Origin of the sequence: Novilysobacter selenitireducens (assembly GCF_020026895.1) — a bacterium.
Lineage (GTDB): Bacteria > Pseudomonadota > Gammaproteobacteria > Xanthomonadales > Xanthomonadaceae > Lysobacter_C > Lysobacter_C selenitireducens.
The window spans coordinates 732,233-742,222 of the sequence record NZ_JAINZW010000002.1 but is presented as its reverse complement, the minus strand read 5'-3'; the positions used below and the strand labels follow the sequence as shown (position 1 = coordinate 742,222).

Annotated in this window: 15 protein-coding genes; all 15 read left to right on the top strand. The window is 60.3% G+C overall.

Translation table 11 applies throughout. The features are described from left to right. Positions 1–733 precede the first annotated feature (733 nt). Positions 734–952, top strand: coding sequence for a TMEM199/VMA12 family vacuolar ATPase assembly factor (locus K6753_RS07205; RefSeq protein ID WP_223675692.1), 219 nt, complete (start codon positions 734–736; stop codon positions 950–952). Positions 953–1,036: 84 nt separating this feature from the next. Further along, a complete protein-coding gene (locus tag K6753_RS07200) occupies positions 1,037–1,387 on the top strand; it encodes a hypothetical protein (RefSeq protein WP_223675690.1) in 351 nt (116 codons plus the stop codon). An 87-nt stretch (positions 1,388–1,474) separates the two neighbouring features. Further along, a complete protein-coding gene (locus tag K6753_RS07195; RefSeq protein WP_223675688.1) occupies positions 1,475–1,696 on the top strand; it encodes a hypothetical protein in 222 nt (73 codons plus the stop codon). Between the two features lie 466 nt (positions 1,697–2,162). Beyond that, a complete protein-coding gene (locus tag K6753_RS07190; protein ID WP_223675686.1) occupies positions 2,163–2,507 on the top strand; it encodes a hypothetical protein in 345 nt (114 codons plus the stop codon). A gap of 811 nt (positions 2,508–3,318) precedes the next feature. After that, entirely contained in the window at positions 3,319–3,699 is a 381-nt protein-coding gene (locus tag K6753_RS07185; RefSeq protein WP_223675685.1) for a hypothetical protein, read from the top strand. Between the two features lie 363 nt (positions 3,700–4,062). Next, positions 4,063–4,686, top strand: a complete 624-nt coding sequence (locus K6753_RS07180; protein ID WP_223675683.1) for a hypothetical protein — start codon at positions 4,063–4,065, stop codon at positions 4,684–4,686. A gap of 740 nt (positions 4,687–5,426) precedes the next feature. Further along, entirely contained in the window at positions 5,427–5,726 is a 300-nt protein-coding gene (locus K6753_RS07175; protein WP_223675681.1) for a hypothetical protein, read from the top strand. Between the two features lie 247 nt (positions 5,727–5,973). Then, on the top strand, positions 5,974–6,141 hold the full coding sequence (locus tag K6753_RS07170) for a DUF4287 domain-containing protein (protein WP_223675731.1): 168 nt from the start codon (positions 5,974–5,976) through the stop codon (positions 6,139–6,141). Between the two features lie 92 nt (positions 6,142–6,233). Continuing rightward, on the top strand, positions 6,234–6,602 hold the full coding sequence (locus tag K6753_RS07165; protein WP_223675679.1) for a SpoIIAA family protein: 369 nt from the start codon (positions 6,234–6,236) through the stop codon (positions 6,600–6,602). A 148-nt stretch (positions 6,603–6,750) separates the two neighbouring features. Further along, positions 6,751–7,167, top strand: a complete 417-nt coding sequence (locus K6753_RS07160) for a cupin domain-containing protein (RefSeq protein ID WP_223675677.1) — start codon at positions 6,751–6,753, stop codon at positions 7,165–7,167. 102 nt (positions 7,168–7,269) lie between these two features. Further along, positions 7,270–7,545 (top strand): hypothetical protein, encoded by a 276-nt coding sequence (locus K6753_RS07155; protein ID WP_223675676.1) that lies wholly within the window; start codon positions 7,270–7,272, stop codon positions 7,543–7,545. Positions 7,546–7,570: 25 nt separating this feature from the next. Beyond that, positions 7,571–8,464 carry a dienelactone hydrolase family protein gene (locus K6753_RS07150; protein WP_223675674.1) on the top strand — a complete coding sequence of 298 codons (894 nt, stop codon included), beginning with the start codon at positions 7,571–7,573 and terminating at the stop codon, positions 8,462–8,464. 185 nt (positions 8,465–8,649) lie between these two features. After that, positions 8,650–9,045, top strand: a complete 396-nt coding sequence (locus tag K6753_RS07145) for a GFA family protein (RefSeq protein ID WP_223675673.1) — start codon at positions 8,650–8,652, stop codon at positions 9,043–9,045. A gap of 36 nt (positions 9,046–9,081) precedes the next feature. Continuing rightward, positions 9,082–9,390 (top strand): SdpI family protein, encoded by a 309-nt coding sequence (locus K6753_RS07140; protein ID WP_223675672.1) that lies wholly within the window; start codon positions 9,082–9,084, stop codon positions 9,388–9,390. 75 nt (positions 9,391–9,465) lie between these two features. Beyond that, positions 9,466–9,990 (top strand): RNA polymerase sigma factor, encoded by a 525-nt coding sequence (locus K6753_RS07135; protein ID WP_223675671.1) that lies wholly within the window; start codon positions 9,466–9,468, stop codon positions 9,988–9,990.

Here is a 9,990-nt window from a genome sequence, read left to right as displayed (position 1 = left end):
GTCCGCGAGAGTGCGGCCTAACAATTCGTTCAAGCCGAACTTGCTTCGCTACACCAACAACGTGGCAGGTAAAGCTTGCCACGTTGTCGGCTACGCTACGCAAGTCGGCTTAACTCAGGCGTTAGGCGGCACAGACAGGGATTCGCATGTTGCTAGTAGCCGCAAAGACAATTCTTGCTGCAGTTGCGATCTTCTTTCTGCTGCTAGGTTTGGTCGCACTGATCCGACCAAGCCATGCGAGGCGCTTCTTGCTGGGATTCGCCGCTTCCGCTCCCAAGCACTATGCGGAGCTAAGCACACGCTTTGTCGTAGGCGGCGCAATGCTTGTCTTTGCGCCCCACTCCACTCACTCAGCGGCGCTTACCGCATTCGGCTGGCTGCTCATCGTGACTACAGCAGCAATGGCTATCGTGCCTTGGCGTGTCCATCGGCGCTTTACTGAGGCCGCGGTACCCCAAGCGCTCCGCTTCTTGCCTATGATTGGGGTGATTTCATTCGTTCTTGGCGGGCTGCTCTTGTGGAGTACGTTCACCGCAAGTGCCGCCTAACAATTCGTTCAAGCCGAGACCGCTTCGCGGCCTCGGTGCCAACCGGTTCGCCTCGGGCGGTCCGGCTTAACTCAGGCGTTAGGCGCCATCAGGCAATGACTCGCATACGTCCAAAGAAGGCTCACCGAGACTTTGAGGATCTAGCGTGGTCTGCCGTGCTTTACGTACTTGTTCCCGGTCTCGTGTTGGGCAGCCTCGCCGAGAGTGCCAAGAGTGGTCTCAGTGTTGGTTCGGTTGTACTGGCCGGCTTTTGGGGCCTCGGCGGTCTCTTTGTAGCAGCCACTCATCTCGTTGCCGCCGACAAGGCTGGCGCCCGGTTTCTTATTCCTGTTATCGGGGCTGTATCGGTGTTAGTGGGGCTGGTCTTTCTGGGTTACGGTATTTATATTTTCCTGGGCGCGTAACAGGCGCCTAACAAATCATTCAAGCCGAACCCGCTTTGCGGGTCGGCTTAACTCAGGCGTTAGGCCCCACAGGAGAGAGCACGGATGCTTGAGTTCGTGGTAGTTGGGAGCATCTTCTTTGTTTGGTTTTGGCTATCTCTTCGGCCAGGGTCTGTTCTTGGAATCTCCGTCACTCCTAGTCAGATGGCTCAGGCATTTCGCGAACTCGAGTCCAAGCATCTTCAAACAAAGGCCAACCTTCGCATTGCGGCTCAGAAAGCCACGGTCATCTACGCAACGCTCTTCGCCGTTGGTGTCATGGCGGGCGTCTCAGGTAGCCACTACTCGCTCGGTGAGGCTTTGCCAGGCTTTCTCGGCGGCCTTTCAGGCATAGCCATCGCATCCGTTCTCCTGCACTGGTCCACTAGGCCCGCAGGTTGGTACGGTGTGGCCTAACAATTCGTCCAAGCCGACGCCGCTTCGCGGCGCGGCTTAACTCAGGTGTTAGGCGGCGGAGGGAGTCTTCTGTGCTCGGACAGATCAATGACTAAACAAGCCCATGCGGCAAGAGTGCAGCTTGCTGAAGAAGCTGATCGCCTCATACGCGAGGTGGCGGCTGGAGAGTGGGATCACGTAGCCGAGATCCAAGTCAGCCCTGTCGGTGAATGGCCGTTGGTTGTCGCGTCTCTGGCATCGGCCTGCCCGGGCTTCTCCATCGTGCAGTATCAAGAAGCGCTTCGCCGCAGCTTCCGTGATAATCGATAGGTCTGGGCGGTCAGTCCGGGCGCTAGTCGGGCGCGCCGCGGCATCGAAACAGCTCGGGCCGACGCCTAACAATTCGTCCAAGCCGACGCCGCTTCGCGGCGCGGCTTAACTCAGGTGTTAGGCCGCATGCTCCTTGACCTGTTGCTTGATGCCGTTTCCTCCAGCGCTGGCTTGCCTGCGCGCATATCACGCTCCGTTGTGGCTATTGCGATGCTAGTGGCTGGCCTGGCGTTCCTGGGGTTGGCGATCCTCATGATCGTTGTTGCAGCAGAGCAAAGGGCCCTCACCATGCTTCTGTTCGCTGGCCTATTCTTCGCGCTATCAGCCGGCTCGTTCTGGCTCATGTGCCGGGCTGCCGGGGAGCCAAGGCACGGGAGGCGACTCGGATGAGGCCTAACAAATCATTCAAGCCGAACCCGCTTCGCGGGTCGGCTTAATTCTGGTGTTAGGCATCACAGGGGGCAACGTGGGCGCCACTTCAAAAGCATTGCTTGTTGTCACTTTGGCGCTCGTTGGTGGTTGCGCGTCGATCTCACGGCTCGAGCCCACCGCAGGCCTGGTCCCAGCGGAGATTGCCGCTTCACCAGGGGACGAATTCTCATGGCACGGCCGCAGCTACTCGGTAGATCGGATGGGGGACGCCATTCGGGCAGCCAAGCAATCTGAGGGCATTACATCAGTGGTCCTGCTCTACGACGCTGAGGCAACAGTCCAAGACATCATCGACGTGGCGCTGATCGCGCGAGCCGCCGGTCTTCCTGCGTTTTACCGGCAAGGCGACGAGCTCAAGCACATAGAGGTCAGCCGGTGATGCTTAACAATTCATTCAAGCCGAACCCGCTTCGCGGGTCGGCTTAATTCTGGTGTTAGGCGGTACTGCTGAAAGTTGTTCGGCAGTCGCCCCTTTGGCAATTGCGTCGCCAGCGTGTCGCGCGCCGCGGGCTCATGCGGCGCCGGCTCCGGCCGCTCTGCTTCGGCAAGTACTTGGCACTGGTCGAACGCTGGCTCGGCTGCTTGGCTCAATGGTTGCGGGGCCATCTTCGGTGGCATGTCGCCTTGCGGGTTCCGGGTAAAGCGCCGGTCGGCGCGGGCTGGTAGTGTTCAGACCCGTGGGGCAGGTTGGCCAAGGGTGGCGCTGGGGAGTTCAGCCAGTCACCGGGGCAGCACCGCCTAACAATTCATTCAAGCCGAACCCGCTTCGCAGGTCGGCTTAATTCTGGCGTTAGGTGACTCGTGGTGAATCTATGGTGTCCTGAGTGCGGTACAAATATAAATGTTAGTCCGCTCGAGTTTAGTCTTCTGCGCAACTCACCTGCCTCACTCCCCATTCCTTGTTGCAAGCGGGAGTATGCCCTCCCGACCATAGTTCATTTTTTTCTACTGCTTCCGGTATGGCTTGTTTTGTTTCTTTGTCTGTTAGGCCTCGTTGCTCAATTTGAGGTTGGAAATTTGTTGTTTGCAGTTATTTTTTTTGGTGGCTACATGCTTACCCAGTACGCTGTTGTTGCTGCCTACCTATTAGTGGGCGGGCGAATTGCTGTAGTCACCTAACAACTCATTCAAGCCGAACCCGCTTCGCGGGTCGGCTTAACTCCGGTGTTAGGCGGCAGCGAAATCAACCAATGAACCGAGAGAAGATCTGGGAAGCCATGTCGTATGCTTGGACCGAGATTGGTCTAAGCGGCGCAGAGTTTGAGAAATTTGCCCGAGAGATTCAGGTCAAACCCGAAGGTATGTCGGAGTTCAATCGTGCAGTGTTCTGGGACACTTGCGGAACTTTCGCGATTGAATCGACCTTTGCGTTCCTCTCTTTGGGGGTTTCCCTTCCAGATTGGCACTGGCCGGACGCCGTGGAAAGAGTGGCGCGTTGGCGGCGTCGGTCAGTTCTACAGTCGCTTCTTAATCCGATCTGGCTAATTGGCTATCCACTTGCATGCATTATGGCGCTCAACTATTGGCTTCAACTACGGCGGGCGGTTACATCCTCAATGTATGCCGCCTAACAGTTCATTCAAGCCGAGCCCGCTTCGCGGGTCGGCTTAATTCCGGTGTTAGGCCTCACAAACGATGATCAATTCGGACTGGACAAGCCGAGGAAAGTCGGTAGCTCAACTGATCGAGGAGCTTCGCACCTTCGAGAACCAAGAAATGGAGGTGCGGATCTCCTTGGATGGCGGGGACACGTCGGTGCCGATTTCGTTGGTGGGAAAGGCAAATGGCGAGTACGCCGTGTTGCAAAACTGCCAAAATGTTCCAGTGGTTATCCACCATAGGCCGAGTGATGCCTAACAATTCATTCAAGCCGAACCCGCTTCGCGGGTCGGCTTAATTCTGGTGTTAGCCATGTCGGGGAGCCTCGAAGGCACGTGAAGAAGGCGCATTACGTCGTTGCGATCTTGTGCACCCTTCTCGGCGTGACCGCGGCCGCATTAGCGTGGCGCGCCGGCTATCGAATCGACTTCAGTGATCAGCTAGCGCCTGCTTGGGTGCAAGCTATTGGCAGCATTCTGGCAATCGGAGCTGCGGCTTGGATCGCTCAGCGGCAGCACCGGCATGCGGTGAAGCTTGAAGAGCGAAAACTCGCCGTCGCGGAGCGCCAAAAGCTCGAGGTCATAAAGGCGCTGATGGTCCGGTCGCTCGGCCTGGCAAAGGACGTATGTAAGGCGTATGCGTCCAACGCTGAGGAAGACATTGAGCAAATTTCCCCGCCGCTCATGCAAGACACCCATGCGGCGCTAATGGCACTGCCCGTATTCGAAATTCCGCACTGGCAGCTAGGATTAGATGTCCTAATGGTTGGCCGTGCGCTAGGCTCGCTCAAAGAGCAGTTCGTTTCTCTTCCGTCGGTATCGCCCGAGACATTCGAAGAGTTTCAGAAGGCTTTGTCGGAGCTCCATGAGCTTGCGCAGGAGATCCAACAGGTGGCAGAAGACTCAGTGGAGGTCTGCCGCCGTGAAATTGCGCTCAGGGCGGGTGGGCTACATGGCTAACAATTCGTCCAAGCCGACGCCGCTTCGCGGCGCGGCTTAACTCAGGTGTTATGCCGGCGGGGAAGGAGACCCCTCATATGAAGTGCCCTTATTGCAAGCAATCCGTCAGCTTCCTTTCAAAGCAATTGAACAGCTTTGGTAGGGCCAAGACCTGCCCGCATTGCACCAGCAGCGTGAGACTTCGGGCTGGTCTGATGCCGCTCGTGCTCGGGTTCGTTCCAGCAGTTCTTGCGTCGTTAGTGCTTAAGCCATGGCTCGGCAGCTTGTCTACCGGCATCGCGGTGGCCGCGCTCTTACTGTTATCGTTCCGCTTGCGGCCGGCGGTCTAATAAATGTCTAATAAATCGTCCAAGCCGACGCTGCTTCGCGGCGCGGCTTAGCTCAGGTGTTAGGCGGCTATGGCTCCGGAAGAAGACAACTCGGGCAAGTGGGCACGACGTGGCGTGTAATTCCTCGTCATGGGCGTGAGTGCCTTCTTTGCTTACTTCAACGAACTTCGTGGGTGGGTTCAAGCGCCGGACTACCCTCGCGCTAGTGACTTCCTGTTTGATCGGATCGACTCGTACATCCAACCGTACCTGCCAGGTGTCGTTCTCGCCCTCGGAGGGCTATTCCTTCTCGCGTCCATTTACAGCTTCTACCGCTTTTTCAGAGCGGATGCCCCGGGCGGTTCCGCCGCCTAACAACTCATTCAAGTCGAACCCGCTTCGCGGGTCGGCTTGACTCCAGTGTTAGACCTCATGTTCAACATCTCAAACTTCGTCCCCAAAGAGCCAGGCCTCGCAAGGGCCGGTGGCTTTCTTCTCATCGAGATAGCTGCGTTTGTAACGCTGTCTTTCGCGTTGTCCGCCCTTGAGGTAGACGTGGAGGGGCTGCTCTTTGCTGGCCTGTTCTTGTTCAACCTTGCACCGGCCCATTTCCTGTACAGGGCCGCAAAGTCTCAAAGCAAGAGGGCCTTAGTCTTTGGGCTTGTCTCGCTCATCCCGGCGGGTGCACTCTTCTCGTTCTTTGTGCTACGCAATGATGAACTGTTGGCGTAGTAGGTCCAGCACGCTGCTAGGCCCAACTATTCGTCCACGCCGACGCCGCTTCGCGGCGCGGCTTGAGTTAGGTGTTAGGCCAGATGGCGCCATCCGTCGTTGTCGATTTCGTGCAGGCGCGTTCGTCGGATAGGCAGAGGCCAGTCAGGCTAGTCAAGGTGGCTATTCGCCGGCCTCACTCCTATAGCGAGGGTCGCTCATGACTACGGATACAAAGGTTAAGGGTCCGGCTTCGTAATTTCCGTCCATCGAGAAGAACTATGGGAAGCCCGTGGCGCACTGGCTGAAGGTGCTGGATTCCGTCCAAGATAAGACGCACATGGAGCAGGTGGCATTCCTCAAGAGCGAGCACAAGATTGGCCACGGTCACGCCAATGCACTTGTCGCTTATCACAAGGCTCGGCCCGCGGTCTGACAATGCATTCAACCCGAAGCCGCTTGGCGGCTCGGCTGACTCGGGAATAGGGCTCTATGACGCCAGGCCGCACCCATCGGGAGGAAGAACACATGCTCAAGTACACCCTCGACACTGAGCACGGCATTCTGTTTGTGCAACCTATGGACTCCCTCCAAGAGGACGATTTCGCCGAACTTGCCAAAGCGGCAGACCCTTACATAGAGCAGACGGGAGGTCTCGCCGGCATCCTCATTGAGACCCCAACATTTCCTGGATGGGAGGGCCTTGGAGCAATGGCGGCCCACTTCCGCTTTGTGCGAGACCATCACAAGCACATCAAGAAGGTCGCTCTCGTAACCGACTCCGCCTTGGGAAAAGTCGCCGAGCAGTTGGCATCGCACTTCGTGTCGGCCGAGATACGGCATTTCCCTGTGGCGGGGCTCGATGCCGCAAAGCAATGGGTGATGGATCGTCCTTGAGTCAGGAGACCGGGGCTATAGCTGTCTGGTGAGAAGCACGTCTCTGAGGCCTGCTATGGCGCGGCAGCACTTCCTTCCAAACGCCGTCTCCCGCGCTGCAGGTCGTCTAAATTCAAGCGTTAGCCAACTGACGGGAGTGCATGGCGCCATGGACGAACAAGCTCGCCGCCCCATAGTGCTTCGCCCCGGCGAAGGTCGCTCGTATCAGATGGGCGGCATGTCGGCCGTCTTCAAAGCCGACGACTCCGAGACGAAGTGCCGCTACTCGATCTCCGAATGGTGGCTTGAGCCCCACACAGCGGGCCCGGGCGCCCACGCGCACCCGGAGGACGACGTCTTCTACGTCATCGAGGGCACGATGAGTTTCCTGGTTGCCGGGGAATGGGTTGCCTGTCCGAAAGGGTCCTTCGTTCTCGTTCCAGCTGGTGCCACGCATGATTTCGAGAACCGCGGTTCCGAGCGTGCCGGCGCCCTCAACATTTCCGTGCCGGGCGGCTTTGAGCAGAACATGGGCATGATCGTCGAGTGGTTTTCCAAACGCCCGCCCGGCCGGGCAGGTGGCTGACAGTTCGTCCAAGCCGACCCCCCTTCGCAGCGTGGCCGAATTCAGGCATCAGGCCCCATGACCAGAACACCGCGATCTGCTCGAGAAGGCCTGCATCACTTCGTGATCCACGCTGTTTCACCCAAGGGCGGCAAGCTCAATCCCGAGGGCGCTGGCGCCTATGTGAGTTGCTGGATCAACTTCCCGCTTTACGAGGGCGCACTGGAGCTGGCCAAGTATTACGTCCGGGCGGAGGGATGGTCGGTGCACGCTGTCGACTCGCACACGTGGATCAGCGGCCCCGAGTGCGCGTCACGTGGGACGGTTCGCTACTACCGCAAGGCACTCAAGGAGGGTGCTGCGCTGGTCTTCCACCACTACTCGCGTGCCGAGGCCTGACACGCGCGCCCACTACCATCTCGAGATGACGAACCTCACTACGACCCTTCGAGAGCGACTAGGACTTGCGGACCCTGTGGCGGTCGACTTCCAACGCGGCGACGTCGAAGTGTTCGACGGCTTCGAACGGCAACGGATCGAGTACCTCGGGCTCGAAGGTGACGTCATTCCGGCGTTCCTGTTCACGCCGACGGGTCGCACTACGCGCGGCGGAGTGGTGGTCTTCCATCAGCACAATGGGGAATTCCACTTCGGCAAGAGCGAGGTAGCCGGCCTAGTGGGCGATGCATTTCAGGCCTTCGGGCCGGCGCTCGCGCGCAGGGGCCTCGCCGTCCTCGCCCCGGACGCCATCACGTTCGAGGATCGACGAGCAGCGGTGCAGGGGGTCGAGCCGGACTACTACGATTGGCTCCAGCACTACAACGCCATGAGCTATCGGCTGCTGGATGGCGACCTGCTGATGAGGAAGTGCCTGGATGACGCCCAGCGTGCCCTGAGTGTTCTGATCCAGGCCTCCGGAGTAGACGAGCGGTTCGTGGGGGTGGCAGGCCACTCGTACGGCGGCTACACGGCGCTCTACCACGCGGCAGTCGATGCACGGTGCAGGTTCGCGTGTATCAGCGGTGCGGTATGCAGTTTTGAGACACGCCGCCGGGAAGGCACAGGGGTGACGCTGTTCGAAGCCGTGCCCGGGCTCGCCCGCGAAATCGACACGCACGATGTTCTTTCAGCCATCGGACCGCGGCCGACACTGGTCGTGTCGGGTGCCGGGGACAAGTACTCGCGCGACGCCGATGAGGTCGTGGCCAAGGCCGAGAGCGATTTCATCACCGAGCTTCGCGTCGACCGCGGACACGCACTGGATCAGGAGAGATTCGATGCGATCGTCGAGTGGCTCGTCGGCCGTGTTTCCAGTTAGCGGGAATCGACACGTGACACGGGAATTAGGCTGGCCCTAGTCGGATGGCGTCATCGACGAGCAACATCGGAGTCAGGTTTACTTCTCTGACAACTGGGCATGCGCAAGTACCTGGATTAGCAGACGGGCGCGGGCCGGAAGCGGCAAAATCGACACGCCCGATTCGTCTCGACCCGGAGCTCGCCATGACCGACCGCCTTGCCTCCTGCACCTGTGGAAAGCTCACCGCCCGCACGAGCGGTGAGCCCATCCGGATTTCCGTCTGCCATTGCCTGGCGTGCCAGCGGCGCACGGGCAGCGTGTTTGCGGCGCAGGCGCGGTTCCCGCTGGAGGCGGTGACCCTTGACGGGCCCAGCCGCGAGTTCGCGCGCACCGGTGACGAAGGCACCACGGCGCGGTTCCACTTCTGCCCGGACTGCGGCGACACGGTGTACTACCTGATGGACGCGGTGCCCGATGCGGTGGCGATCCCGGTGGGGGCCTTTGCCGACCCGACGTTCCCGCCGCCGCGGGTGGAGGTGTACGAGTCGCGCCGGCACCCGTGGGTGCAACTGCTGGGCGACATGGAGCGCTACGACTGAGCGGCCGGCCCGCGCAGCCAACATGGGAGGGGTGTCATGGACATACGACTGGTGATTTCGCTGGCATGCTTGCTGGTGGCGGTGCTCAGCGTGCCGCTGATCCTGCAGCGGGTGCCGCGCAATGCGTTCTACGGGTTCCGCACGCGCAAGACGCTGTCCAGCGACGCCATCTGGTACCCGGCCAACGTGTTTGCCGGGCAGGCCTTGGCGTTGGCATCGGTGGCCGCAGCGGGCCTGGTCTGGCTGGTGCCGGCGGATGCACCGGAGTGGCTGCCGGCGGTGGTGCTGGTGGCGGCAGTGCTGGCCGCGCTGGTCGCCAGCTTGTGGCACGCGCGGCGGTATTGAAGCTGCTGTGATATCCGGGGGCTTGGTCCGAATCATGTCGGTGAAGGGCGCCACGGCGCCGCCACCGGACGGGACATGGACATTGCCGCCCCCATGAAGGACGCCGCATCGCGCGCGGAATTCGCCGACTTGCTTCAGCGCCACCGCGGCCTGGTGTTCAAGGTCGCCCACAGCTACAGCCGAGATGCGGAGGACCGCGACGACCTGGCGCAGGAGATTGCCGCGCAGCTGTGGCGTGCATGGCCGTCGTACGACCCGCACCGGCCGCTGGCGACGTGGATGTACCGCATCGCGCTGAACGTGGCGATCTCCCACCTGCGCGGTCGCAGCCGGCACGACGCCCACCACGTGCCGCTGGACGAGGACCACCATGCCGTCGAGAGCGGGCAGGGCGCGGACGACGTACTGCCGCTGCAAGCCTTGCAGCGGCTGATCGCCGAATTCGACCCGCTCAACCGCGCGTTGCTGCTGCTGTACCTGGACGTGCGCAGCCACCGCGAGATCGCCGAGATCCTCGGCCTGACCGAAACCAACGTCGCCACCCGCATCGGCCGCCTGAAGCAGCGCCTGCGGCAGCGCCTGTGCCCGGAGGAGGGCTGA